This is a genomic window from Opitutaceae bacterium (genome assembly GCA_041395105.1).
In the GTDB taxonomy this organism is placed as follows: Bacteria; Verrucomicrobiota; Verrucomicrobiia; order Opitutales; family Opitutaceae; genus B12-G4.
Genome location: JAWLBB010000010.1, coordinates 111,604 through 136,476, shown reverse-complemented (window position 1 = coordinate 136,476; position 24,873 = coordinate 111,604). Strand labels below are relative to the sequence as shown.

Here is a 24,873-nt window from a genome sequence, read left to right as displayed (position 1 = left end):
GGCATCGAGGGTCGACCGGATCTCAGGGAGTTGGGCGAGGGTTTCGCGGATCCCGCCGAGTTCCCGCGGGGTGCGGAGCCGATTCTGGAGGCGTCCGAGAATGCGGGTCAGATCGCGAACCCGTTTCAGGAGGTCGCGCAGGGTGGCGGTGGCGGCCGGGTTGGCGAAGAAGGCGGCCACACTGGCCTGCCGGCGATGGAGTTCTCCGAGGTCGAGGACGGGAGCGATCAGGTATTGCTCGAGGAGGCGGGCACCACCGGCGGTGACGGTGGCATCCATGACCGAGATGAGGCTGCCCTCGCGGGTTCCCCGGGCGGATCGGAAGATCTCGAGATTGCGCAGGGTGGCCGGATCAACCAGGAGGTTGCGGGTCGACCGGTATTCGTGGATCGAAGTGATATTCTCCGGCTTCGCGCAGAGGTTCTCCGTGGCGTAGTGGAGGGCGGCGCCGGCGGTGCCGAGAGCGGGGTGGCGCGTGGAAAGACCGAAGCCCTCGAGGTTGAGCACGCCGAGGGTTTCCATGACCATTCGTGCGCCCTGGGCGCTGTCGAAGTGGTAACCGGGCAATTCGCTGACCGCCCGGGAAGCGCAGAGTTGCAGCAGCTGCTCGTAGACCGGGCTGTCGTGGCGGTGTTTTGTCCAATCGGCGCGTTCGTTTTCCGGGAGGATGATCTCGGCGGGATCGACGGAGTTGAGAACCGGCAGGAGGTTGGCGGGATCCGGATCATACGCGACCTGGAAGGTGCCGGTGGAGAGATCGAGCCAGGCGGCATGGAGTCCCTCCCTGGTCAGGTCGATGGCGGCGAGGAAGTGATTGCGGTTGGCCTCGAGCTGATTGGCCTCGAGGGTGGTTCCGGGGCTGAGGATGCGGGTGAGGGCGCGCTCCACCAGTTTTCCGGGCTTGGGGGTCTCCGTCTGATCGCAGATGGCGACCTTCATACCGGCCGCGAGAATCTTGCCGACGTAATTCTGGGCGGCGTGGTAGGGGATGCCGGCCATGGCGTAGTCGTTGCGGCGGGTCAGGGTGATCCCGAGAATCCGGGCGCCCTCGACTGCGTCGTCGTGGAACATCTCGTAAAAGTCTCCGAGACGGAAAAGGAGCACCGTATTGGGCGGCAGGTTGCGTTTGACCTCGAGATACTGCTGCATCATCGGGGTGATCTTGGTGCTCTTGGACATGGGGACCGGGAAGGGAAAGGGACTCCGGGACAGTGATAGACGAAATGGGAGAGGGAACGACACCAAAAAACCCTTGGGTCCTTCAATCCCGGAATCTGGTCGGGTTAGGGATTGTCTCGGGGCGGGCCTCTGAAAACACTGCCTCATGTTACTTTTTCACCGGGATCTGGGAGGCGAGGGACGACCACCGATGGTAATTCTGCACGGTCTGCTCGGTTCCTCCCGCAACTGGCAGACGGTGGGGCGGGAATTGTCGGATTCATATCACGTCTGTGCCCTTGACTTCCGGAATCACGGGGAGTCCCCCTGGCGCGATGAGCACACCTATGATCTGATGGTGGAGGATGTGATGACCTGGATGGACCATCATGAGGTCGGTGCTTCGGTCATTATGGGTCACAGCATGGGGGGCAAGGTGGCGATGCGCATGGCCTGTCGTCACCCTGAGCGCGTGAGCAGCCTGATCGCGGTGGATATCGCGCCAAGAGCCTACCCATCGACGCATCTGTTGGAGTTTGAGGCCATGCATGCGCTCCGTCTCGACCGGGTCGAGTCCCGGACCGGGGCCGAGGAAATGATGAAGTCGCTGGTGGAGGATTGGGGCTTGCGGAAGTTTCTCCTGACCAATCTCGAGAGAGGCAAAGACGGACGCTTCAGCTGGAAGGTCAATATCACCGCAATCGAGGAGGGGATGTCGATCCTGGAAGACGAGCCCCTTGGGGAGGACGATTCGTTTTCGGGACCGACCCTTTTCCTCCTTGGAGGAAAATCAGGCTATTTCCGGAGTTCGGATGAGGTGAAGGCCAGAAAGCATTTCCCGGGCGCGACCATCGTCCGGATCGCTGAGGCGGGTCACAATCCCCATTTCGAGACCCGCGAAAGCTTCGTGGAGGAGGTCAGGCGCTTTTTGGGGTAGGGCCGTCGCGCAGCGATGCCTGGACCGGGAGTGGTGCGACTGGAGTCCAGGCTCCGGAAAAACCTGACCCGCGATAGTACCGCTGGCTGGATCAGCGCCTGGGGGCGGTCCAGAGGCGGAGCGAGGTCAGGAGGAATTGCTCGATCGCGTTGGGGACAGGGAAGTAGTAGCGCAGGAGGCGATTGATGTCTTCGAGAGCCTCGATCACTGCCGGAAGTCGGGCGGCGATGACTTCGTCACCCCGGGCTGCCTGGTCGCGGGCGAAGCGGCTGGTGGTTTCCTCGATCCCGGCCATCAGGTGATCGCGAACCGAAATGGTGACGCGCGCTTCGAAGGCATCTTCTTCCTCATCGGTCAGGGCTTCGCCCTTGGGTCGTTCGTGGGCGGCGAGAGCAATCTTGGTCGCACGTTCGAGGTTCGCCTTGAAGTCACTGACCAGCGCGTAAAGGCCCAGGATCAGTTCGGGGACCGTTTCCTTGGCCGGCGGACCGGCCACCAGCTGGTCGAGCCAGCCGCGGTAGGCTTTCAGCCAATCCTTTGTCTCCGCATCTTCCTCGACAAGGATTTCATCAGTGAGCCGAAGGTGGAGGCAACGGCTTCGGATGGTCGCAAGGAGAGAATAGGGCCGCGTCGTCAACAGCAGGATGGTCGTGTCGAGAGGCGGCTCTTCGAGCGTCTTGAGGAAGATATTCGACGACGCGGGATTCAATCGATCCGCCTCGAAGATGACGGCTATCTTCCGCTTGCCGATCTGGGGGGAGTGCTGGATCTGGCGGATCAGTTCGCGGGTGTCGTCCGCGCTGATCTGCCGGGCCTTCTTTGAGGGCCGGAGGGAGAAGAAGTCGGCAAAAGTCGTAATGGACCTCCCATCGGCGGGGGCCTGCCATTCGAGCAGAAGGGCGGCCACCTCAAAGGCAAGCGCCTCCAGGGCGGGCTGGGATCGTCCCGACAACAGGATGGCATGAGCCAGCCGCTTGTTGCGCATGGCCCGCTCTATGATGGTGCGGGCGATCGAACCCTCGGGGGCGGACAATCCGGGCGGGTTCACTTCAGTGGACGGTGAAGGCGGGCGTCTCAGATTGAGAACCGCTTCTTGATCTCATTGCGAATGGATCGCGCGACTTCCTTTTCCGTCCTGGTGCCGTCAACCACGTGGAATCTTTCAGGGAGTGACTTGGCCAGCAGGAGGTAGCCTTCGCGGACGATCCGGTAGAAATCGATATTCTCGCGCTCCATCCGGTCGGGCAGGTCGGAAGCACGATGGCGGACCCGGGACATGCTCATCTCGGCAGGGACGTCGAGAATAATGGTCAGGTCGGGCACGACGGCACCGATGGCGAATTCGTTGATCATGCTGACCGGATCGGCGGAGACACGCCGTGCCGCCCCCTGATAGACCGTGGTGGAGTCGAGGTAGCGGTCGCACAGGACGATCTTCCCGTCCTGAATGGCGGGCAGGATGACCTCGCGGACAAGCTGCGCCCGGCTGGCGGCGAAGAGAAGGAGTTCGGTCTCCGGGCACATCTCGGAGTTGCTGCTGCTGTGAATCAGGAGGTGTCGGATCTCTTCGCCGATCTCGGTGCCACCCGGTTCGCGGGTCACAACAATATCGAAACCCTTTTTCTCGAGATCGGGAACGAGGTGCTCGATCTGTGTCGATTTGCCGCTGCCCTCGGAGCCCTCGAAGGAAATCAGGATGCCCTGCTTTAGTTCACTCATGGTCTTAGGCTTCAGATTGCCACGTTCTGAGGAATCCGTCCACGTCATTCAGTCCCGGACTCTTCGCTGTGCGCACATAATAGCCCGAAAAGCTCACTCCCATGGCCAGACAGGCGGTTGGCGAGAGTTTCAGGAGCTGACCGGTGACAAAACCTGCGTTGAAGTGGTCGCCGGCCCCGGTGGTGATCTTTGGTTTGCTGGTGAAGGGGCCTGGAACCCACCAGGAATCGTCACGGGTGGCGCAAGCCGCCGCGTCGGTGGGATGAACCACCACGGTGCCGATCTGCAGTTCCTGGCGTATCCTCGAAGCAAGCGCCTTGAGGCCATCCTTGTCGGTTCGGGGTTCCGGGAAATTGAGGGCGGCGGCGACCTGAAGGGCCTCCTTGAGGTTGAGGCCCAGGGTGACGGTCCCGAAGGGGTGGAAACGGCTGATTGTCCGCAGGGCGGTCTGGAGATCTCCGATCGACCGTTTTTCGGGATCGGCCAGGTCGAAAAAGAAGATGCGCTGGTCGCGCGGGGGCAGAATCGGAAGCACCCGGTCCAGAAGCTCGGAGAAAAGCCGGGTCATCTGCGGAATCATCGTCCAGTTGACCAACGAGATCAGATCCGCCCGGGAGATCATGTCGATGAAGGCACCTTCGCCCATCGCGGCAATGATGGACTCGAGATTGATCTCATCAAGGCTGGCCATGATCCCGAGGAGGATCTTGCCGTCCTCGAATTCGACCGCATTGGTAAAGCCGGGCTCGCAGATGGAGACCGCATCGGTGCGGGCGGCGAAGTCGTGAAAGACCGGATGGATGGCCGGCTTGCCGAGAGCGCCGACGTAGCGCGTCTTGACGCCGGCGGTGATCAGGGCGTTGCCCATGATCGGACCGTTTCCTCCGAGCTTTTCCATCACGGGGTAGAGTTCCATATTGGTGCTCTTCCCGGCAGCGGCCGTGATCCGCCCGCCGAAATCCGTGATCAGCGGCATCCTCTCGAAATCGAGCCCGGGGCCGGACCGCCGCGCGACCACATGCATGATCTTGTCGACGAATCCGTCGAAACCGAGAACGGCATGCTTCGATGAGATCGAGCTGCGGTGAGATTGGAGTTCCTCGAGGGTGGCTTTCCGATGATCCATGATGACGATTTGTCGGTGAGGAAATGCGCTCCCCCGTCCGACCGCAAACAGAATGTGCGATCCATCGGGCTGGGCAAGACGGACGGTTAAGGAGACGCGGACAGGTAAGGGGTCATTGCTTGACTCTTGACAAAGCGCCCCTCGGCTTTGTCAAGAGTCAAGCAATGACCCCTTTGGGTTGACCAAATCCCGGCTCATCGCGGTCAAATTCCATTGATCGGCCGGGGAATCCTGCCAAACATGGCTGCCGATGCCCGCATTTGCTTCGTCGATCCCCGCGCTTCTGGCCCAGATATCGGGACCGAACGTCTTCAGTTATTTCGAACAGTCGAACTTCGCTGGAAAGATCATCATCGCCGCCCTGGCCTTCTTCAGCCTGGTGGCCTGGACCATCATGATCGGCAAGTCGGTCGAACTGCGGCGCTTACGGTTCTACAACCGGGCATTTGAGGACAAACTCCGGGAGCAGCGCACCATCATTGATCTGCCCGAGGGGTTCCGGATGCCGGAATCCGTCCCTTACGCCAACATGTTTCGTCATGCCCTCGAGGCTTACTGGCGGGTCGAACCTCGAAGGGGGGAGAGTGACGAGCGGCTTTCTTCGGCCCGGGTTGAGCACTCGGAAAATGCCCTGCGACGGGCGGTGGCCAATCAGACCCTGCTCTACGAATCCAGCATGGTCTTTCTGGCGACGATCGTGTCCGGGAGCTCCGTTTTTCGGATTGCTGGGGACAGTCTGGGGGGTGATGGACGCGTTTGGAGCCGTCGCCATGCAGAACACCGCGACTCTCCAGTCGCTGGCACCGGGTGTCTCCGGTGCGCTTCTGACCACGGTCGCGGGTCTGCTCGTGGCCATCCCGTCGGTTTTCGGCTACAATTACCTGCTCTCGAGGACCCGGCTTCTGATCACGGAAATGGAGAATTTCGCCAGTTCATTGGCTGATCGCTTCGAGCTGGAGTCCCGTTGACCATGGCCCGCTCCTTTCACCGCAAGCAGAGGTTGACGGCTCTGTCGGAGTTGAACGTCACCTCCCTGATTGATCTCGGGTTTGCCCTGCTCATCATCTTCATGATCAGCACTCCATTGATCAAACAGGAGGAGACCCTGCCGGTGGATCTGCCGGTCACGACCAATGCGGACGCGAAGAATCAGGATATCCTGTTTCGCGAGATCACGGTCCTGCCCGGGGGCTACCTCTTTGACGGGACCCGGGTCAACCAGGCGCAGCTCGAGACCCAGCTTCAGCTCCTGTCGCTTTCCACCCGTCCGCCGGTCATCAGCATCAAGGCCGACCGGAACATTGCCTATCAGGAGGTGGTCACTCTCCTGGATCTCCTCAAGCGCAACAAGCTGTCGAAGATCAGTCTGGATACGCAGCCGCAGGCCCGATGAAACCAAAGAATGCCACCGGAGCGTTCATCGCATCGGTCATCCTCCACGGGGGATTGGCGGGCCTGGCCATTCTTTTGATGCTTTTCAAACCACCGGAAAAGCCGGAACCGGCGATATTCGAAATGGTATCGATTCCCGAGCAGACCGACACGACGGAGGAGAGTGTGGATATCGCCTTCGAGCCCCTGCCGGCTGAGCCGGTGGTGATCCCGATCCCGGAACCCATTCCGGAGCCCCCGCCGGTGGTGGAGAAGAAACCGGAGCCCAAACCCGAACCGAAACCCGTGGAGAAGAAGCCGGAGCCTCCGCCCAAGCAGATTTCCTACGAGGAGTTCGTGAAGAAGCAGGGGGCGCCCAAGGAACAGAAGCCGCGGCCCGTCGCCCCCAAGCCGATCACCGTCCCGAAGATCGACACCTCGCGGATTCTCGACAATCTTCGTAATATCATGGTGGATACGACATCATTGAGCCGGATGTCCCAGTCCGAGATGAACGCGCTCGATGCCTATTTCGCCCGTCTCCGGGAGCAGTTGAAGCGGGCCTGGGCCAAGCCCGAGGGTCTCAGCGACCGCCTGCAATGTGATGTGCAGTTTGATGTTTCCTCGAGTGGGGTTCTCAGCGGTGCACGGGTTGTTTCGGCCTCGGGTAATCCGGAATTCGATCGCAGCGTGCTGGCCGCCTTTGCCGCCGTGCGCAAGTTCGGTCCCACCCCGGACGGCCGAAGCTACCCGGCGCGGGTGACGTTTCGGATGACGGATTAGACCCACTGTCCCCATCTTTTGGTGTAGACCCTAGACCCCGAGGCTTCGCTTTCTACGCCGGGACAGGCTTCGTTTCTCTCCTTGCTCGGAACGAAGCCTGGTGGAGACGATCGGGTTCGAACCGACGACCCCTACAATGCCATTGTAGTGCTCTTCCAGCTGAGCTACGTCCCCGTTACCAGTCCTAAAGGTTTAGGAAATTCCTCACCCAACGTGGAAAGGCAAGGATTTTTTAATCGCCGAAGCGCGGTGTGGTATCGGGAGGTTTCCCCGGACCGGGCAATTGATGCGGAAGGGCTTTTGCTCAGGGCGTTGAGGAAAACCGGCGGGGACGGGCCGCAAACGGACCCAGGAAACAGCCTTTTTCATCGATTCCGTTGCCCGACGACGTCTCCGACATCGATCTCACGGGAGTCTTTTACCTTCTCTTGACCGAACCTTGCGGGGGGATGATTGCCTTTGGACTGGATGAATCCATGCTCGATGGATGGACGTCGATCTGACGGGCCGGAGGGGCGAAAACCGGGAGGAACGGGAGGGCGATTCAATGGAACAGTCGTTGGGCTTTCAGTCGGTGGTCTATTTTGTGGGGGATGGCGGGGGCACGTTCAGTCGTGCGGTCCCGACGGTTCCGGAGGGCGGTGCCTGGCACCGACATCATTTCGGCACGATCGTCGAGTTCGAACAATCGCTCGGAGTCCAACGTCCCGATGCCGTCGTGACCTGGCCGAAGGTCGCTGACGGGGATGCCTACCGGGTGCTTGAGGCGGTGCGCCGCAGATTCTCCGATGTCCCGGTCATCCTCCTGATTTCGTCGGGAATTGAACCCATGCGGATCGGTTTCGATGGGGTGGCGGATCCGGACCTTCCGGACGAAATTGCGACGGCCTTGGAGGTTGCCATTGAAGATCGGATGACGCCAAAATTGCTCGCTTTGCCATCACTTGAGGTTCGAGGAGGAGACGATGCATCCCGGCACAGCCCGCACCCGATCATTCGGTTGAGTGCGGATGGTGACGTCGTCGACGTCAACCGGGCGGCCCGTCTTCTCTGTCAGAGCGAGGGGGTTCCGCTGGACGGTTGGCTCCCCGCGGATCACCGGATTGCGGCCCGGGCGAGCTTTGAGTCAGGGCAGACTCTGGCCAATCGGGTGGTTTCGTGCCACGGGCATGTCATCAGCTGGACCTATGTCCCGGATGTCGAGAAGGGTTCGGTCTGGGCGTTTGGGTTCGATCTTTCGGAATCGATGCCGTCGGATCATCAATTCCGGGAAGCCGAGATCGGTGAATCGGTCCGTCGGATGGCCGCGGGTATCTCCCACGATTTCAACAATATCCTGACGGTCATCAAAGGGTATTCCGAACTGGTCCTCGCCGATCCCCAACTGAGCGAGCGATCGCACGATCACCTGGAGATCGCGGCCCAGGCTGCGGACCGGGCGGCCGCGCTGGTCGCGCGCTTGATGGCTTTCAGTCAGCAACAGGTGCTTGATCGGTCTGACTTCGACTTGAACGGGCTGGTCGAAAGCGTGCTCGAGCGCCACCAGGAGTTGCCGATCGATCACATTGAGCTCGTGCGAAACCTTCAGGGTGGACTCGACCGCGGTCACGGGGATACCGCCCTGATTGTCGAAGCACTGGACAGTCTGGTGACCAATGCCGTCGAGGCGATGCCTACGGGCGGCCGGATTCGGGTTTCGACCCGCTCGGCGCAGACCTTCGATGAGGGGGAGGGCGAGGCGAGGGATTGGCTGGTGATTGACATCGAGGACAACGGTCGCGGAATCGAAGCCAGGGTGATTGAGCGGATTTTCGACCCCTATTTCACGACCCGCCGGGCCGGCCGCGGAACAGGACTGGGTCTGGCGGCGGCCAACGGAATCATCCGGCAGCATGGCGGCCGGATTGAGGTCAGATCCGAAGTCGCCGTGGGCTCCTGTTTCACGGTCTGGTTGCCGATCCATCGACGTTAGGGGCACCTGGCGTGCGCTTTGGCAATCCGGTCCCGGAAAAGGTCGTGGAGAGGCGCGCGCGAGCCGCCCCCACGTTTGCGACACCCTTTTGGCCGCCAAAGCGCTCGAGCCGACGGCATGTATCGGACTTGGGTATTTTGATGGATCTCCAGAAAGCTTGCGCGGGTCGGGGTCTTTTCGAATACCATTGGCGGATGCGGATCTACTTCCTCGGCATCGCCGGTTCAGCCATGGGCAATGCGGCGCTGCTCATGCGTTCGCTCGGTCATGAGGTTCTCGGCGTGGACACCAATGTCTATCCTCCGATGAGCGATGTCCTGCGGTCTGCCGGCATTGATTTCCGGGAGGGGTATGATGCGGCGGCTCTCGAAGCGAGCGGGGCGGACCTGGTTGTCGTCGGCAATGCGCTTTCCCGGGGAAATCCCGAGATCGAATGGCTCCTCGCTTCCCGTTCGATGGCCTATGACTCACTGCCGGCGGTTCTGCGCCGGATGGCGCTTGAGAAGCGGCGGACAATCGTGATTGCCGGGACCCACGGCAAGACGACGACAACGGCCTTGACCGCTCATCTTCTGCGCGAAAACGGGCGTGACCCGGGTTTCCTGATCGGCGGAGTGCCCCGTGATTTTCCGATGGGCAACCACGCCGGAAGCCCGGCTGATCCCTTTGTGATCGAGGGCGATGAATACGACAGCGCCTTCTTCGACAAACGGAGCAAATTCATACACTACGCGCCGCAGATTGCGGTCCTGAACAACCTGGAGTTCGACCATGCGGACATCTTTCGCGACCTCCAGGACGTGGTGAGGACATTTTCGCATTTTGTCCGACTCGTTCCGAGAGACGGTGCCATCCTCCTCAACGGCGACGACCCCAACCTGGTCGGACTGCTTCCAATCCCCTGGACGCGGGTGATCCGGGTGGGCGAAGGTTCCTCCAATGATCTGAGGATCGAGGGTTTCTCGGAGTCGCCGGAGGGTTCCCGGTTTGAACTGGTCTGGAACGGCCGACGATGGGCGGAAGTTCAATGGTCTCAGCAGGGCTTGTTCAATGCCCGCAACGCCGCGATGGCCTGCCTGGCGGCTGGTCTGGCGGTTTCACCGGACAGTCCGACGGCGCTTCGCCTCGACGGACTGTCCCGATTTCAGGGGGTCAAACGTCGCCAGGAAATCCGGGGACGGCGTGGGGCGGTCATCCTCATTGAAGACTTCGGTCATCACCCGACCGCGGTCGGTTTGACCCTGCAATCGCTTCGAAGCCGCCATCCCGGGGCGCGCCTCGTCGCCGCTTTTGAACCCAGGAGCAATACGGCCCGCACGCGGACCTTCCAGGGCGCGTTGGTCCCGGCCCTTTCCCTAGCGGACCGGGTGATTCTCGCGCCGGTCGACCGGGCCGAGCGGCTGGATCCGGCGAACCGGTTGGACACAATCGAGTTGGCCGGGCACCTGACCGAGACGGGGGCGGCGGCCGAGGCCTGTCGGTCTTATGAAGAGACGTGGAACGCTCTTTCAGGCGAAGTGCGGGCGGATCCGGATCGACCGACGGTTGTGGTCCTGTTCAGCAACGGATCCTTCGGCGGGGTCATCGCCCGGTTGGCGGATCTGATGAGGGAGAAAGACGGAGGGCGGAGAGCAGAAGCCGGTTGATGGATGTCGTGGTTGGGAGCCAACGACTTTTCCCGCTGCCGATTCGCACTGCCGACTGGACCGACCCGGATTCCATTCACCCGGCTCAATCGAACTTCAGCAGTTCGTCAGGGATCTTGGGCTGGGGGTAGGTCATCTTGAGGCCCTTCAGGGTTTCGATGATGACGCGGGCGACGAGCAGGTTGCGCAGCCACTTGTGGTTGGCGGGAACGACGTGCCAGCGGGCCCACTTGGTGTTCGTTCGGGTGAGGGATTCATTATAGGCGTCCATATACCCTTCCCAGGCGGAACGGGCGTGGAGATCGCTCGGGTCGAATTTCCAGCGCTTCTCCGGAATGCGCAGGCGGGACTCGAGCCGTTTTTTCTGCTCATCCCGGTCGATGTGGAGGAAGAGTTTGATGATGGTCGTGCCTTCGTCGGTCAGAAGGCGTTCGAAATTGTTGATGTGGTCGAATCGGCGCTGCCAGATTTCCGGAGGGGCCAGTTTGTGGACGCGGACGGCGGTGATGTCTTCGTAGTGGCTTCGATCAAAGATGCGGATCTCCCCTTTCTGGGGCGTTTCGTGATGGATCCGCCAGAGGAAATCATGGTCGAGCTCGAGCGTGCTGGGCTTCTTGAAGCTGGCGACCTGAACGCCGACCGGATCGGCCAGATGAAAGACATTGCGGATGGTCCCGTTCTTGCCGCTTGTATCCATTCCCTGGAGCACGAGAAGGACGGCGTGCTTATGCTCGGCGTAGACCAGTCTTTGCAGGCCGGCGAGCTCACGGCAGAGACTATCGAGGGCGGATCGGGAGTCACTCTTGCCGGGATTGAAGAGTCCTCTCTGCGCGGGATCGATCTTCCGGAGTTCTACGGGCTCGTCGAGAGGAAGTGGTTTCAGGCAGGGGACGCGTTTGGGCATTGTCTCAGGAGTTCACAGAGTGTTTCAGACGTTGGCGACGCCGGAGGATCCGGACCGTTGCATAGACAATCAGGACGAGAGTCACGCCGAGCGCGGCAAAGGGCAGGAAGACCGCGAGAAAACTGAGGGTGGCGGAGCCGATGAATTCTGCCTTGGACACGACCAGGTTGCCCATGCCTCCGGTCACCGCGGTCGAACCCGCCCGGGTTGCGGTTGTCGCGACCTGGATAAGCCCGGCGATACCGCCGCCGGCGATCAGGGCGAGCGACCAGCGGGCAAGGGGAGCCAGCTCGAAGGCAACGGATGCGGTCAGCAGGCTGCCGGCGATGACGGCGGCGGGGGTGGCGAGGGTGTCGAGGAAATTGTCGAAAACGGGGAAGGCGTAGGCCGCGATTTCACAGACTGAGGCGACGGCGAAGACGAGGAGGGCCGCCTCGGTGCCGATCCAGGCAAATCCGGGAGCCAGACTGACCTGGCCGGCATGGGCGGCCGCGCTGAGTGCGAGCAGGGGCACAAAGACCCGGAATCCACAGGCCGCGCTCAACCCGAGTCCCAATGCGATGCTGAAGGCGATGGCCACGTTTCCAGCAATCAGAAAAGAGCGGGATCACGCAAACGGAAAGTGCCTCCGGGATCTCTTGAAGGTGCGATCAAACAGACGGATTTTCTTTCTCGAAGACGTGGGTTCGGGGGGACCAACCGGTTTCCCGTGTGATGACGGCGGTGTCGATGAGGCTTTGAAGTTGGTCGGCGGGCACCTTGAGCGGAACCTCCGGGAAGAATTCCCTGGCCAGTTCGCCGGCCGGTCGGTTGAGGAAATTCTCATGGGAGGCCGGAAAATAGACGCGAAAACCCGGCAGGTCAGTTCTGAGGACCGCCTCGACCAGTCCGGCGGCGTCCTCGATCTCGAGAAAACTGAAGGCTTCATCGAGCCTGTAGTGTTGGTGGATCCCGCCCATGCCCCCGAAATGCCACCGGTGGTTGAAAACAAAGGGAAACCGGATGGCGACGGCACTCAGACCATGATTCCGTGCGTAATACCGGAGCATGGTCTCGGTCAGGTGCTTGCTCAGGGCGTAGGGGTTTTCCGGGATGGCCGGACTCTCGCTGTCGAGCGGAAGGTAAGCGAGGACGCTGGGCTGTTCTTTCCGGAATTCGGCCCGGCGGTCGCCTGTCATGACCTGGATGGTGCTGGCGAATACAAGCTTTGGGATGCCCAATTCCACCGCTGCCTGGGTGACATGGGTGTTCATGGCGACATTCTCATTCACAATGGTCTGAGCGTCGCGGCCCCAACTCGTCGGATGGTTGGCAAGGTGGACGACGGCATCGGCCCCGGCGAGAATCTCGTAGGCGGCCTCCCGCACCAGGAGATTGGCGATGCGCAACGGGTAGGCACGTCCGGATTTGAAGACCCGATCCACGCCGACCACCGAGAACCCGACGGAAGCGAGGTGGTCGGCCACTGCGGTGCCGATGGTGCCGGCAGCGCCGGTGACGATGATCTTCATGTGATGGAGAAGCAGGAGTGGCTCTCTGTATCTGTCCACTCTGCCTGCCGGTGCAAGCTTTGAGCTTTGCCGGACGGCCGACGACGGACTGGAGTCCGGAGCTGAATAGGCGTGCATTCGGGATCCGAATCCGGAAACTGGAGGTATGGCCACGAGTGAAACCCGATCGGTCCGGAGATCACCGATCATCCAGTTTTCCGTATTCTCCGAGAACAAGGTGGGCATCCTCTCGGAGATCATCGGCCTTTTGGCCGGGGACCAGGTGCATGTGATGGCTTTGTCCACGGTCGACACGATCGACAGCTCGATCCTTAGGGTGGTGGTCGACGACCCGGACCGGGCGCGGGCATTGTTTGCTGCCAAAGGGTTGGCCTGCAATGAGAGCGAGGTTCTGGGAGTGGAGATGGCGACCGAGGCCGATCTTGGGAAAGTGCTCTCCGCCCTGCTCGAAGCCGAGCTCAACATCCACTACCTCTATCCCTTTGTATCGCGACCGAGGGGGCGATGTGGGATTGTCCTGCACCTGGAAGACCAAGAACTGGCGGCGGACGCCCTTTCGTTGAGGGGCATTCGAGTGATTGACCAGCGCGACATCAGCCGCTGAGTCCGCGGTGGGGCGGTGGCCGCGAGTTCAGGCGAATCTGCTCCGTTTATCATTGCCGCTTTGACGGATCCGGTCTCGATTTCAGGACGAAGCCTCATCCATTTTCCTCCATACCGATGACCTCCAAGGCCACCAACCAGCCTCAAGCCGAACCATCTTCCAGACCGGTTCTCCTCGATCTTGAGGTCAAGGACGCCCAACTCATTTTCAACTCGGTCTGGGAGACTCTTGAGAGCGAACACGGGCCGGAGGGCATGCGCTTTCCCAGGGAGTTGATCCTGCTTGGGGGCGCTCCGGGGGCGGGCAAGGGAACCAACACCCCCTTCATCATGCAGGTGAGGGGGTTGACCTGCGATCCCATCGTGGTCAGCTCCCTGCTCGACACGCCGGAAGCGAAGAAGATCAAGGATGCCGGCGGCATGGTCGGAGACCGGGAGGTGGTCGAGATCCTCTTCCGCAAGTTGCTGGAGCGCAGGTACCGGGACGGTGCGATTCTCGACGGATTCCCCCGTACTCACGTCCAGGTCGAATGCATGAAGCTGCTGGTCAGCCGGATGAATCAGCTGCGTCGGGATTTCTACAACACACCGCTGGCTCAGGAGTTTCGCCAGCCCATCATGCATATCATGGTCCTTTTCGTGGATGAAAAGGAGAGCATTGCCCGCCAGATCAAGCGCGGCAACGAGGTTCGTGAGCACAACGATGAAGTGCGGCGGACAGGGGTGGGTGAGTTGCTTGAGGAACGGGCGACGGACCTGGATCCGGAGGCGGCCCGCCGGCGTTACCGGGTGTTCAAGGAACAGACCTACGATGCGCTCCAGTCGCTGCGGGAGATCTTCCACTACCACTTCATCAACGCCCAGGGCCCGATCGAGGAAGTCCACCAGAACATCATCAAGGAGCTCAAGTACCAGAGTTCCCTGGAACTGGATCCCCGGACCTTTGATCGCCTGCGCTCCATTCCGATTGCCTCGGAGATCACCATCCACGCCCGCCAGGAACTGGTGCGTCGTCTCGATCGGTACGAGTTTGATGAACCGGTCCTCTTTCAACAGGTGGTGCGGATCATCGAGGACAGGTTCATGCCGATTGTGCTGCGCCATGCCCTGACCGGCCGGGCCTACGTCAATTCCGAGGAGGCGATATTTTCCAACCCCCTGGCTCTGGCCATGCTTCTGGACGTCTTCTCCGAACGTGGCTTCCATGCCGTCGTCGACATCCATCGGCAGGAGATTCCGGAAAAAGTGGATCTCACGACCGGCGTGATCGAATGCCGGACGAAAAAGGTCTTCCGCTTTCAGATCCACTTCCGCGGATCGGATATCCGTCGGGGCAGCTGAGGGGGTCAGGCCCCGAGTGGCACTAAGGTCAGGCCCGAATGGCACCAAGATAAGCAGATTCTTTGGCTCAGAACTGGCATTTCTTGTTGGTGTATTTGTCTGGTGTAGTCGCCCCAGTCTCTTGGGGCGTGTCAACGTGGATACGCGGCAAGAGACTGCCGCGGCTACATCTCGTGATCCCTCCTGAATACCCCTTAACTTTGTGCCATGCGGGTCAGGCCCCGAGTGCCGGGAGGCCGTCGACGCTGACGGCGTTATTCTCCCTCTGATAGTCGGCGATTCCGCCGGCACCCTTGTTTTCGGCCCATCGGGTCAGTCCGTCGCGGTCTCCCTTGTAGTCGTAGAGGGGGACGGCATAGCCACAGGAATCACTGATTCGATCGATCTCAATCCGAATGATGCTGCGGGTTCCGGGCAGCTCATCGAAATGACCGATGATTTCCTGGTATTCGGGTGTCCCTTTGATCAGGGCTCTTCCCCGCCCATGAAAACGATGGATCCGTGGGGGGCCCTCGAAAGCGCACATCATGATGACGATTCGACCATTCTCCTTGAGGTGGGCGATCGTCTCGACTCCGCTTCCGGTAAGGTCGAGGTAGCCGATGGTTGTCGGGCCAAGGATCCGGAAGGTATCCATACCCTTCGGGGAGCAGTTGACCATGCCCGCCGCGGAGAGGGGCGCCGTCGATACGAAGAACATTTTCTGCCGGCGGATCCAGTCCGCAATCTTCGGATTGATCTCAGGATAGTCTCTTCCCATGGGCGTCGGATCGATCGGTGTTCGCGTGGGGGAACGGTCAGAGGCCAAAGACCTTGCGGGCCCAGGCGGCGTTCAGGCGCTCGCGCTCCGCCATCGGCATGGTTTCCGGGGTGCCCGGCTCTGCAGCCTGTTCGAGGACGAGGACTCCGTCGAAGTCGATCGCTTTAAGCACATCGATTATGGGTTCATAGTCGAGGTCGCCCTCTCCGAGGGTTTCCGACCAGATCCCGCCGATTGATTGTCGCAAATGAACCGTGCGGATTCGATCCCCGTAAAGGTCGAGGATGTCCTCGAGGGCGATCTGGCTGTTGCCGCAACCCCGGTAGATCCAATGGGGATCGAGATTGAAGCCGACCACCATGGGGTCGGTCGCCTGGAGCATATGGTGAAACTCGCGCGCGCTCTGACGCATTTCGGGGTCGTGGGTGTGGTAACAGAGTTCGATTTCCCCAGCGAGCAACTGGATGCCGAGCGCCTGCAGATTGATGGCCTGCCTTCGCAACTGGGCATCGTCCTTGTCGAGCGGGCTGCCCCAGGCGATGGGCTCGGGATTGACTTCGAGGAAACGGACACCGAGTTTCCTGAGTCTGGGGATTGAGGCTATTGTCTCGGCGATGACCCGGTCCGAATCCGGCTCATGCAGTCGGAGGTTGGCGTAAGCGGACGGCATGCTGAGCGAATGCTTTGCCAACAGGGTCGACAAGGTCCCGGCCTCCTTTTCATCCGGGACGAACCCTTCCCAGCCGTCGATTCCCGCGTTGGTGAGCGCGTGGAAAACCACGTCGAGATTGTCGATGAGCTTGATTCCCTGAGGCCTCAGGGCCACTTGCCAGGGATATTCTCCGGATACGAGTGTCGCCTTCATCACGATGTGAGCGTGTCTCACCCTGCCACGATCGGCGGCCGTTTGGAAGCCGGAAGTGGGCGCAGAAGTGGTTGAAGACGATCAAGGGGGGCGGGCCAGGCGCAAATTCCTTGCCGATGGGCCCGGGATTCCTCTTGCTCGGGAATGTGTTTGCCGTGGCTCGATCCGGTTGGTGTTTTCAAGAGTTACTCCTTTTGCTTGGGATTCTCGCGCTAGCCATGCCACTGCCCGCGGAAGATTCAGGGAATGTGCCTGAAATCGGGCTCGATGCCGGTGACGGTCTTGCGATGACGGAGCAGGACGGGGTGGTTACCGTGAAGATCGGGGGCCGTCTCTTCACCCGCTATCGGCCCGACCTGGCGGCGCGCCCGTTCTTTTTTCCCATTCTGCTGGATGGTCGTATTCCCCTGACCCGCGGTTGGCCGGTCGACCCCGGGCCGGACGACGAGGAGGATCATCGGCATCACCGCGGCCTCTGGTTCACTCACGGATCGGTCAATGGCCTTGATTTCTGGACCGAGGGAAAGGGGCCGCGAATTGTTCAGGAGTCCCTTGAGCTTGGTGAGGATGGTTTCCGCACCGTCGATTCCTGGCGGGACGCCGAGAGCAATCCGGTATGTCGCGATATCCGGAACCACCGATTCCGCCTGCTCGAGAACGGAGTGCTTCTCGATATCGAAGTGGAACTGTTCGCCGGTGAAGCCCCGCTGATCCTTGGGGATACCAAGGAGGGCACGATGGCCATCCGCGTCGCTCCGAGCATGCGGGTGAAAGGTCCGGTTGCGCAGGGTACGATCGAGACCAGCACCGGACTGAAGGATGGTGCGGCCTGGGGTAAGCGGTCGGCCTGGGTGGACTATTCGGGTCCGGTTGAAGGGGAGTGGGTCGGGGTGGCGATCTTTGATCACCCGGACAACCCCCGGCACCCGACCTGGTGGCACGTGCGCGATTACGGGCTCTTTGCGGCCAATCCGTTCGGGGTGCATGATTTCGAGAATGCGCCGCCCGGGACGGGCGACCTATCCATTCCGGCCGGCGGGTCCGTGCGATTCCGCTATCGGTTTTTCTTTCACCACGGCGACTCGGAATCGGCCGGCGTTGCCGCTCAATACAGTCTTTATACTGAATCAATCCATGAAAACCCCTGAATCCGACCCCCGTTTGAACCGACGGGAATTTCTCAAACGGACCGCGCTGGGGGCGGCCGGTCTGTCCTCGATATCGTTGCTGACGGCCCGGTCGTGGGCCCAGGTACCCGGAGCGAACGACGCGATCCGAATCGGGGTGGTCGGGTTGCGGGGAAAAGGCTGGAGCCACGTCAAGGATTTCCGGGAGCACGACGGGGTGCGGATTGTCGCCCTCTGCGATGTCGATGCCGATATCCTGGCGAAGCGGCGGGCGGAGTTTGCCGAGTGGGGTGAGAGCGTCCGGACCTACCTCAATTGCCAACGCATGCTCGAGGACAAGGAGATTGACGCGGTTGTCATCGCCACCCCGAATCATTGGCACAGTCTGATGGCGATCTGGGCGATTGACGCCGGCAAGGATGTCTATGTGGAGAAGCCCATCTCGCATAATGTCTGGGAGGGACGGCAGGTGGTCCGGGCGGCGGCACGATCGAAACAGATCGTGCAGGCCGGCACCCAGAAGCGCTCGTCCCAGGGGCTGATCGACGCAGTCGCCTACATCCGGGCGGGAAATCTTGGCCCGATCAAGGTGTCCCGGGGCTTCTGCTACAAGCGGCGCGAGAGCATCGGTTTCGTCGACCGGCCCCAGACGCCTCCGGCCTCGGTCGATTACAATCTCTGGACCGGGCCGGCCGCGCTCGAGCCGCTCATGCGCGAGCGTCTGCACTACGACTGGCATTGGGTCTGGAACACCGGCAACGGAGACCTCGGCAACCAGGGTATCCATGAAGTGGACATCGCAAGGTGGTTCCTGGGCGATCCGGCCATGCCCGACCGGGTGCTCAGCGTGGGCGGACGTTTCGGTTACGTCGACAATGGGGAGACTCCGAACACCCAGGCCATTTTCTTTGATTACCCGGAAGCGCCCCTGCTCTTTGAGGTGCGGGGTCTGCCCATGAGTGCGGAGATCGACGGGATGGACAATTTCAAGGGCATCCGGATCGGCGTCGTCGTGGAGTGTGAGAACGGCTACTTCGCCGGGGGAGGCCCCGGCGGTTGGGCCTATGACAACGCCGGTGAGCGTATCCGGAGCTTCAAGGGCGACGACGGCGCCACCCACGTACAGAACTTCCTCGATGCCATTCGAACGCGCGAGCCGAAGATGGTCAACGGACAGATCGAAGGCGCCCATATCTCCAGCGCGCTCTGTCACCTTGGCAACATCAGCCAGCGGCTGGGCAGGACCCTGCCCGTCGGGCTGATCAACGAACAGATCCAGGGGAATGCCGTCCTGTCCGATGCCTACGGCCGCATGCTGGAGCATTGTGGGAGGAACGACGTGGATTTCGGACTGACGCCGGCTGCGCTCGGGGCGGGACTGACCGTTGATCAAGCCATGGAATGCTTCGAGGGCGAGTTCTCGACCGAAGCGAACCGGTTGATCACCCGCGAATACCGGGAAGGGTTTGTCGTCCCGGACCTGGCGTAATCGAACTGGAGTGACGGACGGGGGCGTTCCACGGACCCGCGGGGGGTCTATCGGGAAACCGCTTTCGGTTCGTCGCTGTCAATCGTTTCCACCTCAGGGGGATGGGCAAAGTCATTCCAGAGCCGGTCGAGTTGCCCGGGGTCGGCTTCGCCATCGAAAACGACGATGCGGTAGCGTGCGCGGTAGGGGGTGTTCGGATCGATGGTGAAGGGACCAAGCTGTGACGGCGAGTAGCAGAAATAGGGTTCGGTCGGATGCACCCGCAGCGGTTGTGGAGACCGGAGGTTTTCCGGGTGATCGAGGAAGGCGATTCCCGCGATCGCTCCATCGACCGGGCCGCTCATCGCGCACCAGCGGTTGCGCGAGGCATTGGCCGCGATGCGATCCGATTCGCCGTCCGCGTTGAGAAAATGCGCGTTTTCGGCCCCATTCCAGGCGCCGTTGCCGCGGACGGCCACCCCCCCGTAGTGGTATTCGAGCAATTCGAGGGGGTCGGGCCCTGCGGTTGTCTGTTCGAGTTCGAGATCGAAGAACCAGGCACCCGCATCTTCGGGATGCGGCGCATGGATATGGGTTGTCCAGCGTTCGATCAGAACCGGTTGGTCGAGGCCGTCGTCCCGTCGCTCAAAGAATTCATGAGAGGCGATGAATCCGGCCTCGACCGGCCCCTCCCAGGCTTCCTCGAGGCTCTTGAAGGCGACCCCGCCCGATCCCTTCCCCATATTCCAGAAATCCGGATTCCGCCCCTGGAAGCCGGTCCTGGTCCAGGCTGACCAGATGCCGTGGTGATGGAGGTGGTCGGGCGGGAAGTCGTCGGTTACGGTGACCCCATTGAGTGTCCTGAGCGGGTGGAGGTAGCCGGCCCGGCGGTAGAGCGGATCGATCCCGGTTCCCTCCAGTTCGATGGGGACTATACGGTAGAAGGCAAGCGACTCTCCCGCGCCCGCAAAGCGCAGTCCCTCTTCATCATAATGGGTCAGGATGCCACCCGGGGAGGTGTCCGCCGGGCGGCTGGCCGGACCGAAGCGATAGTCGGCCGTGGCCCCGGCGGCGATCCGGCCGGTCCGGAACACCAGATCCGAGCCCAGGTTGAGCTGGTGCGGGAGGATCTGCCCGTCGGGCCCGGTCAGTTGCCAGGAGGTCCGGGAGTCGCCGATCCGGACGCGCACCGCAGTGGCCAGCCGGTCATGTGAGCCGGCATGGACCCGGATGGTGACGGGTTCCGGGACTTCGGCGGCGGAAAGGGCCGCTGCGGAAAAGGCGAGGACGGCGAGGAGAGAGGACTGAAGAACGGAGAACGGAGGCATCATTCGCACGATCAGGTCTGGGGGGATGGGGCTGCGGGAGAGGGGCGGGTGAGCGGAGTTTTGACGGATGAACCAACCGTAGTGTGCTAGAATGGCGCTTGGTTAAGGGTGCTTGTCGTTGTTTTGTCTCGGACAACCGTTGCGGCTGGCCGGGGACGTCCAGCCCTGCCACGGATGCTCCGATTTCAGTTGTCAGGGCGAGGGCCTCCGGACCCGCCGTCGAAGAGCAGTCAACACCTCGTTGGCTGATCCGACTCTTTCGCTGGCCAAGCGCCATTCTAGTGTGCTACGTTTTGTTTTCGGGCCTAAAAGAATACGTAGCATACTACGTTTTGTTTTCGGCGGAGTATCCGGACCGTTGGCTGAGTTCGCCCAGTCCGATCCGGCGGATGCAGAGGTCCTGGAGGACGGCCGATCCCCGGCCGCCGCAACAGTAGGCGAGGAGAACGGCATCCCGGGTCGGATGGATGGCGGTGTAGCAGAACCCGCGGTCGGGATCGTCCTCGATCAGGATCGGCGTGGTCCATTGATGGGTGCCCGGCTCGCCGAGCGCCGCCGCCAGCGGAGTGCGGCCCCAGCTGGTGTTGGGTTGGTACTTCGACTCGGCATGGGTTTCCGCCGTCCACCGATCCGGATGGTGATCATTCCAGATGGCGAGATGGGTATTGAGCCGGGGGATGCGCTTGATCGACAGGGGGGCGTTCGGTGAATGGAACGGTGATGGTCGCGGCCGGCTCCAGGTCTCTCCTCCATCGCGTGAGCGCATTTCCCACTGGCGTCCGATGTCGGTCCGGCACCAGGCATAGAGCGAACCGTCCGGCAGTTCGACCGCGCCGGGTTCCTGGAGGCCGGATCCGCTCCGCCGGGGGAGAGCCCACCAGTCCCGGGCCTCGCGCCAGGTCCGGCCATCGTCATCGGAGAGGAAGAAGAAGGCCAGACCACGTGACTCGAAGGAGGTGTAGTCGATCTCCCTGCTCTGTTTCTTGCTGCGATGAAGCGCGGCCGGGAGGATCAGGCGGCCGGATTGGAGTCGGATGACCCGGTCGTTGTTCACGACCCAGTAGCCGGGCGCGGGAATGCACCGGACGGGTCGCGACCAGGTTCGGCCTTCGTCCCTGGAGCGCCGCAGGTAGGGAACGCAGTCGTTGAGGGAGTTCTTGCGGATGGTGAAGAGTCCGATGGCGCCGTCATTCATCCGGAGGAGGGAGACGCTCATGACGTTGCACCGGCCCTCGGCCTGGACGATTGTCCGGTCCCGTCGGCTCCAGGTCCGTCCGCCGTCCCTGGAAATCCGGGCGGCGATGACGGCGCTGGCGTGATCGCCCCACGAGCTGCCGGTGAACCGGGTGTAGGCAAAGAGGATGCCGCCATCCGCGAGATCGAGGAAGGCGCCCTCGGAATTGCGGGGGTTGCCGGGGCGGTGAGGAAGGGAGAGTGTGAGGGAGCTCATGGTGCGGTCCGGAGTCGGCGGGCAAGGTGCCGGGTATGGTGAGGTCTGCCGGGGGCGAAATGGCCAAAGCGGGAGGTCCCGGAACCGCCGTTTCGTTGAAACCGTATAGGAACGCCCCGGAACATCAGACTTCAGGAAGAAATATGCGCTTATTGGTCTTCCAGCGGTCGCGGGTGAAATCCGGTGCGAGGACCGGTTCGCTCCTGCGCCCGACGGAGGCCACGCTGAGCGGAAAGACGCTGCTCCAGGCGACGGCATCGTAAACATCGATGTCCGGGTAGCGGCCGATCTGGAGGGACTCGATCAGGCGGGACATCATGACGAAGTCCATGCCGCCATGTCCGCCGGTGACGGCTCCGTCGTCCTGTTTCTTCCAGAGCGGGCTGTCGAAGCGGGCAAGATAGGATCTGAGCTTGTCCTCGGGCAGCCATTCATGGGCGCCTTCCCGGTCGAGGGCCAGGCGATCGGGAAAGCCGAAGAAGGAACCCCTGGTGCCGACCATCCCGTTGATGCGGGAATAGGGTCGGGGGCTCACCACATCGTGCTGCACCATGATGGTCCGGCCGAGGGCTGTCTGGATGAGAGTGGTGTTGACGTCGCCACAGACGAATTCCTCGGTCTTGGCGGGATGGATGTCCGGGAGGGACCGGGCCGCCTCGGCGAGGGCCCGCTGAGGTGAACTCATCGAGACGATCCGTTCGATCCGGTCCCCGCGATTGAGATCAAGGCATACGGAAACAGGACCGAGGCCATGGGTGGGATAGAGGTTTCCGTTGATCCGGGTGTGCGGTTCCCTGCGCCAGCGGCCTTCGCCCTTGAGGTCAAAGAGGACTGTCCGCAGATCGTGGATATACGCGCACTCCGCATGGGTCAGCTCACCGAGGAGCCCTGAGCGGACCATGTTGAGGCCGGCCATCTCGCTGCGGCCGAAGCAGCAGTTTTCCAGGATGACGCAGTAACGCGCGGTCCGTTCGGAGGTGGCCACGAGATCCCAGCATTCGTCGATGGTCACGGCGGCGGGGACCTCGAGGAAGGCGTGCTTGCCGCCCTCCATGGCGGCGACAGCCTGGCTCGCGTGGAGACTCCAGGGCGACGCGATCACCACGAGATCGATATCGGGGTTGCGGCAGAGGGATCTCCAGGCGGCTCCCCCGCCGCAATGAAGTTCCGGACGGGACCGGCCGGCGTCCTTGAGCATTCCGGCCGCATTCTCCAGGGCCAAAGGATTCGGGTCGCTCAGCGCCCGGATATCGATGCCGGAGGGCAACTTGAGGAGTTCCCGGAGGAGGCTTCGGCCGCGCCCTCCGAGTCCAATCATGCCGATCCGGACGGTGGGGAGAGACGGGGCGGGGTGCTCAGGATTGAGCATGGTTTCTCCGAAATCCACTCGGATTATTCCTGTTCCTCATTCTGCTGACGAAGAACGCGTTCAAGGATTTCGGTCATGTCCTCAACCGATTCGAAAACGTGCTGGGCGACGAAGATGGGTTTCTCGGCCTGAAGGGCGATGACCAGAGAGTCGCTCGGTCGGGCGTCCACCTCGAGGATCTTCTTGCCCAGCTCATTCTCCATGCGGAGGATAATCCGGGCGTAGAAGGTGTTTTCACTGACGTTGTTGATCACGATGCGCTCGACCTCGACCTCGAGGCCGAGGAGGATATTATGCATGAGATCGTGGGTCAGAGGGCGATCCCGCTTCACCCCGTTCATGGTGAGGGAGATGGCATTGCCAACCGATTGGTCGACGTAAATGACGAAATTCTTGTCGTCGTTTCCCAGGAATACCGCGCAGCCGTTCCCGGTGGGCATGACACCCTTGACGGTTACTTCGACCACGTCGTTTTTCATTGAGAGAAACGATACGCCAGGGTCGGTGCGGTGAGCAAGTCCGATGGCGGGAAATCCGGTCCGGATGTCTCAGCCCGGAGTTCCCAGCAGGTGGATGCCCCAGGCGCGGGCCTGACGGATGACCGATTCCTTTTCGAGGACAAGGGTGTTTTCGGCCTCCAGAACGGCCATCTCGATGCCGCTTTCCCGCATGACTTCGAGGGTGCGATGACCGAAAACCGGGACGTCAAAACGGAAATCCTGCTTTGGTTTGACTGTTTTGACAAAGATGAGGCCGTCGGTCTTGAAGCCTCCGGCCCGCCTGAGCATCTCGTCAGTCCCCTCGAAAGCCTCAACCGCGACGACCGTTCCCTTGCGGACGACCACCCCCTGACCGATGTCAAGGCGGGCGACTTCACGGGCGATCTCGATCCCGTGATCGATATAGTCCTGTTCGACCCGGATGCGCCCTCCGGTCATTAGTCCCTCGGAAGCGAGGTGATCGTCGAGAAAGGAACGGGCATCGAGTAGGGAGACACCGATCCGGTCGATTTCCTCGGCGATCGCGCCGAAGATGGTTTCCGCGTTCTTCTTTTTCAGGCGGAGCAGGATGGCGGCTGTCTTCAGGTCGGGGCGAAGGCCATGGAAGAGGCGGCGGGGGGTGATCTGCCCGGCCATGATGGCCGCGCCCGCCTGAAAATCGCCGAGAGCGCGGAGCATTTTGCCAAGTTGACCGACGTGAATGATCCGGCGCTCGGACTCGGGGAAGGCGGCAATCAGCTCGGTTGCGGTTTCATCCTCAAATCCAATGAGCCGAACGGGAATTTCCCGCTTCCGCAGCGCCTCGGCCGTCAGGCGGGGGTAGATCCCGTTGCCGGCGATGATGGCAACCGGCCGGTTTCGATCGAAACCGGCCGGCAGGAAGCGGGAGAGCTCAGTGGTCATGCGTGGTCACATCGTGGTCACCCCTGATCCGG

At 61.6% G+C, this 24,873-nt stretch carries 24 protein-coding genes and 1 tRNA gene; 10 read left to right on the top strand and 15 right to left on the bottom strand.

The window, feature by feature from the left end:
• On the bottom strand, positions 1-1,179 hold a 1,179-nt coding region (locus tag R3F07_19665), incomplete at its 3' end, for a DNA mismatch repair protein MutS (protein MEZ5278609.1).
• Positions 1,180-1,324: 145 nt separating this feature from the next.
• On the opposite strand from R3F07_19665, the gene R3F07_19660 reads away from it, so the two are divergent.
• On the top strand, positions 1,325-2,095 hold the full coding sequence (locus tag R3F07_19660) for an alpha/beta fold hydrolase (GenBank protein MEZ5278608.1): 771 nt from the start codon (positions 1,325-1,327) through the stop codon (positions 2,093-2,095).
• A gap of 91 nt (positions 2,096-2,186) precedes the next feature.
• On the opposite strand, the gene R3F07_19655 is transcribed toward R3F07_19660, so the two are convergent.
• From R3F07_19655 to R3F07_19645, 3 genes are read right to left on the bottom strand one after another with little or no spacing between them, the layout of a single operon-like run.
• Positions 2,187-3,143, bottom strand: coding sequence for a hypothetical protein (locus R3F07_19655; GenBank protein ID MEZ5278607.1), 957 nt, complete (start codon positions 3,141-3,143; stop codon positions 2,187-2,189).
• A gap of 26 nt (positions 3,144-3,169) precedes the next feature.
• Positions 3,170-3,814, bottom strand: a complete 645-nt coding sequence (tmk, locus tag R3F07_19650; protein ID MEZ5278606.1) for a dTMP kinase — start codon at positions 3,812-3,814, stop codon at positions 3,170-3,172.
• A gap of 4 nt (positions 3,815-3,818) precedes the next feature.
• A complete protein-coding gene (locus R3F07_19645; protein MEZ5278605.1) occupies positions 3,819-4,940 on the bottom strand; it encodes a PfkB family carbohydrate kinase in 1,122 nt (373 codons plus the stop codon).
• A gap of 746 nt (positions 4,941-5,686) precedes the next feature.
• On the opposite strand from R3F07_19645, the gene R3F07_19640 reads away from it, so the two are divergent.
• The 3 genes from R3F07_19640 to R3F07_19630 are packed head-to-tail and all read left to right on the top strand — an operon-like array spanning position 5,687 to position 7,094.
• Positions 5,687-5,908, top strand: a complete 222-nt coding sequence (locus R3F07_19640) for a MotA/TolQ/ExbB proton channel family protein (GenBank protein MEZ5278604.1) — start codon at positions 5,687-5,689, stop codon at positions 5,906-5,908.
• 2 nt (positions 5,909-5,910) lie between these two features.
• Complete coding sequence (locus R3F07_19635) at positions 5,911-6,333, top strand: biopolymer transporter ExbD (GenBank protein ID MEZ5278603.1); 423 nt, start codon at positions 5,911-5,913, stop codon at positions 6,331-6,333.
• On the top strand, positions 6,330-7,094 hold the full coding sequence (locus R3F07_19630) for a TonB family protein (protein MEZ5278602.1): 765 nt from the start codon (positions 6,330-6,332) through the stop codon (positions 7,092-7,094). The genes R3F07_19635 and R3F07_19630 overlap by 4 nt, the downstream gene beginning before the upstream one ends.
• Positions 7,095-7,192: 98 nt before the next feature.
• Here the strand turns inward: R3F07_19630 and R3F07_19625 are convergent.
• Positions 7,193-7,268 (bottom strand) — tRNA-Ala (locus R3F07_19625).
• 313 nt (positions 7,269-7,581) lie between these two features.
• Here R3F07_19625 and R3F07_19620 point away from each other — a divergent pair.
• Positions 7,582-9,066 carry a HAMP domain-containing sensor histidine kinase gene (locus tag R3F07_19620; protein MEZ5278601.1) on the top strand — a complete coding sequence of 495 codons (1,485 nt, stop codon included), beginning with the start codon at positions 7,582-7,584 and terminating at the stop codon, positions 9,064-9,066.
• Positions 9,067-9,206: 140 nt separating this feature from the next.
• Positions 9,207-10,712 carry a Mur ligase family protein gene (locus R3F07_19615; protein MEZ5278600.1) on the top strand — a complete coding sequence of 502 codons (1,506 nt, stop codon included), beginning with the start codon at positions 9,207-9,209 and terminating at the stop codon, positions 10,710-10,712.
• Between the two features lie 85 nt (positions 10,713-10,797).
• Here the strand turns inward: R3F07_19615 and R3F07_19610 are convergent, their stop codons facing one another.
• The 3 genes from R3F07_19610 to R3F07_19600 all read right to left on the bottom strand — a co-directional run bounded on the left by R3F07_19610 (position 10,798) and on the right by R3F07_19600 (position 13,127).
• The gene (locus R3F07_19610; GenBank protein MEZ5278599.1) at positions 10,798-11,616 is read right to left on the bottom strand and encodes a polyphosphate kinase 2 family protein; all 819 of its coding nucleotides are present in this window, start codon (positions 11,614-11,616) and stop codon (positions 10,798-10,800) included.
• 4 nt (positions 11,617-11,620) lie between these two features.
• Positions 11,621-12,196 carry a DUF4126 domain-containing protein gene (locus R3F07_19605; protein MEZ5278598.1) on the bottom strand — a complete coding sequence of 192 codons (576 nt, stop codon included), beginning with the start codon at positions 12,194-12,196 and terminating at the stop codon, positions 11,621-11,623.
• A 70-nt stretch (positions 12,197-12,266) separates the two neighbouring features.
• Positions 12,267-13,127, bottom strand: a complete 861-nt coding sequence (locus R3F07_19600; protein MEZ5278597.1) for an NAD(P)-dependent oxidoreductase — start codon at positions 13,125-13,127, stop codon at positions 12,267-12,269.
• Between the two features lie 145 nt (positions 13,128-13,272).
• On the opposite strand from R3F07_19600, the gene R3F07_19595 reads away from it, so the two are divergent.
• Both R3F07_19595 and R3F07_19590 read left to right on the top strand, forming a co-directional pair.
• Entirely contained in the window at positions 13,273-13,731 is a 459-nt protein-coding gene (locus R3F07_19595; protein ID MEZ5278596.1) for an acetolactate synthase, read from the top strand.
• Between the two features lie 116 nt (positions 13,732-13,847).
• Positions 13,848-15,071, top strand: a complete 1,224-nt coding sequence (locus tag R3F07_19590; protein MEZ5278595.1) for a nucleoside monophosphate kinase — start codon at positions 13,848-13,850, stop codon at positions 15,069-15,071.
• 214 nt (positions 15,072-15,285) lie between these two features.
• Here R3F07_19590 and R3F07_19585 read toward each other — a convergent pair whose 3' ends face one another.
• Positions 15,286-15,831, bottom strand: coding sequence for a pyridoxamine 5'-phosphate oxidase family protein (locus R3F07_19585; GenBank protein MEZ5278594.1), 546 nt, complete (start codon positions 15,829-15,831; stop codon positions 15,286-15,288).
• 37 nt (positions 15,832-15,868) lie between these two features.
• A complete protein-coding gene (locus R3F07_19580; protein MEZ5278593.1) occupies positions 15,869-16,696 on the bottom strand; it encodes a sugar phosphate isomerase/epimerase in 828 nt (275 codons plus the stop codon).
• Positions 16,697-16,914: 218 nt separating this feature from the next.
• Here R3F07_19580 and R3F07_19575 point away from each other — a divergent pair, with 218 nt between their 5' ends.
• Together R3F07_19575 and R3F07_19570 are read left to right on the top strand one after the other, a co-directional pair.
• Positions 16,915-17,844 (top strand): PmoA family protein, encoded by a 930-nt coding sequence (locus tag R3F07_19575; GenBank protein ID MEZ5278592.1) that lies wholly within the window; start codon positions 16,915-16,917, stop codon positions 17,842-17,844.
• Entirely contained in the window at positions 17,831-19,312 is a 1,482-nt protein-coding gene (locus tag R3F07_19570; protein ID MEZ5278591.1) for a Gfo/Idh/MocA family oxidoreductase, read from the top strand. Before R3F07_19575 ends, R3F07_19570 begins: the two co-directional genes overlap by 14 nt.
• 47 nt (positions 19,313-19,359) lie before the next feature.
• On the opposite strand, the gene R3F07_19565 is transcribed toward R3F07_19570, so the two are convergent.
• From R3F07_19565 to lpxI, 5 genes are all read right to left on the bottom strand, one after another.
• Positions 19,360-20,622, bottom strand: a complete 1,263-nt coding sequence (locus R3F07_19565; GenBank protein ID MEZ5278590.1) for a PmoA family protein — start codon at positions 20,620-20,622, stop codon at positions 19,360-19,362.
• A gap of 322 nt (positions 20,623-20,944) precedes the next feature.
• A complete protein-coding gene (locus tag R3F07_19560) occupies positions 20,945-22,069 on the bottom strand; it encodes a sialidase family protein (protein MEZ5278589.1) in 1,125 nt (374 codons plus the stop codon).
• A 124-nt stretch (positions 22,070-22,193) separates the two neighbouring features.
• Positions 22,194-23,438, bottom strand: a complete 1,245-nt coding sequence (locus tag R3F07_19555; GenBank protein MEZ5278588.1) for a Gfo/Idh/MocA family oxidoreductase — start codon at positions 23,436-23,438, stop codon at positions 22,194-22,196.
• Positions 23,439-23,461: 23 nt separating this feature from the next.
• Entirely contained in the window at positions 23,462-23,917 is a 456-nt protein-coding gene (locus R3F07_19550; GenBank protein MEZ5278587.1) for a bifunctional nuclease family protein, read from the bottom strand.
• Positions 23,918-23,986: 69 nt separating this feature from the next.
• Positions 23,987-24,841: a UDP-2,3-diacylglucosamine diphosphatase LpxI gene (gene lpxI / locus R3F07_19545; GenBank protein ID MEZ5278586.1), complete on the bottom strand. Its 855-nt coding sequence runs from the start codon at positions 24,839-24,841 to the stop codon at positions 23,987-23,989.
• Positions 24,842-24,873 lie beyond the last annotated feature (32 nt).

Excerpts from the sequence above, each read along its gene's own strand:
- R3F07_19660 (MEZ5278608.1), top strand. The coding sequence starts at position 1,325 with ATGTTACTTTTTCACCGGGATCTGGGAGGCGAGGGACGACCACCGATG.
- tmk (MEZ5278606.1), bottom strand. The coding sequence starts at position 3,814 with ATGAGTGAACTAAAGCAGGGCATCCTGATTTCCTTCGAGGGCTCCGAG.
- R3F07_19645 (MEZ5278605.1), bottom strand. The coding sequence starts at position 4,940 with ATGGATCATCGGAAAGCCACCCTCGAGGAACTCCAATCTCACCGCAGC.
- R3F07_19640 (MEZ5278604.1), top strand. The coding sequence starts at position 5,687 with ATGGACGCGTTTGGAGCCGTCGCCATGCAGAACACCGCGACTCTCCAG.
- R3F07_19635 (MEZ5278603.1), top strand. The coding sequence starts at position 5,911 with ATGGCCCGCTCCTTTCACCGCAAGCAGAGGTTGACGGCTCTGTCGGAG.
- R3F07_19630 (MEZ5278602.1), top strand. The coding sequence starts at position 6,330 with ATGAAACCAAAGAATGCCACCGGAGCGTTCATCGCATCGGTCATCCTC.
- R3F07_19620 (MEZ5278601.1), top strand. The coding sequence starts at position 7,582 with ATGGACGTCGATCTGACGGGCCGGAGGGGCGAAAACCGGGAGGAACGG.
- R3F07_19615 (MEZ5278600.1), top strand. The coding sequence starts at position 9,207 with ATGGATCTCCAGAAAGCTTGCGCGGGTCGGGGTCTTTTCGAATACCAT.
- R3F07_19610 (MEZ5278599.1), bottom strand. The coding sequence starts at position 11,616 with ATGCCCAAACGCGTCCCCTGCCTGAAACCACTTCCTCTCGACGAGCCC.
- R3F07_19600 (MEZ5278597.1), bottom strand. The coding sequence starts at position 13,127 with ATGAAGATCATCGTCACCGGCGCTGCCGGCACCATCGGCACCGCAGTG.
- R3F07_19595 (MEZ5278596.1), top strand. The coding sequence starts at position 13,273 with ATGGCCACGAGTGAAACCCGATCGGTCCGGAGATCACCGATCATCCAG.
- R3F07_19590 (MEZ5278595.1), top strand. The coding sequence starts at position 13,848 with ATGACCTCCAAGGCCACCAACCAGCCTCAAGCCGAACCATCTTCCAGA.
- R3F07_19585 (MEZ5278594.1), bottom strand. The coding sequence starts at position 15,831 with ATGGGAAGAGACTATCCTGAGATCAATCCGAAGATTGCGGACTGGATC.
- R3F07_19580 (MEZ5278593.1), bottom strand. The coding sequence starts at position 16,696 with ATGAAGGCGACACTCGTATCCGGAGAATATCCCTGGCAAGTGGCCCTG.
- R3F07_19575 (MEZ5278592.1), top strand. The coding sequence starts at position 16,915 with ATGCCACTGCCCGCGGAAGATTCAGGGAATGTGCCTGAAATCGGGCTC.
- R3F07_19570 (MEZ5278591.1), top strand. The coding sequence starts at position 17,831 with ATGAAAACCCCTGAATCCGACCCCCGTTTGAACCGACGGGAATTTCTC.
- R3F07_19565 (MEZ5278590.1), bottom strand. The coding sequence starts at position 20,622 with ATGATGCCTCCGTTCTCCGTTCTTCAGTCCTCTCTCCTCGCCGTCCTC.
- R3F07_19560 (MEZ5278589.1), bottom strand. The coding sequence starts at position 22,069 with ATGAGCTCCCTCACACTCTCCCTTCCTCACCGCCCCGGCAACCCCCGC.
- R3F07_19555 (MEZ5278588.1), bottom strand. The coding sequence starts at position 23,438 with ATGCTCAATCCTGAGCACCCCGCCCCGTCTCTCCCCACCGTCCGGATC.
- R3F07_19550 (MEZ5278587.1), bottom strand. The coding sequence starts at position 23,917 with ATGAAAAACGACGTGGTCGAAGTAACCGTCAAGGGTGTCATGCCCACC.
- lpxI (MEZ5278586.1), bottom strand. The coding sequence starts at position 24,841 with ATGACCACTGAGCTCTCCCGCTTCCTGCCGGCCGGTTTCGATCGAAAC.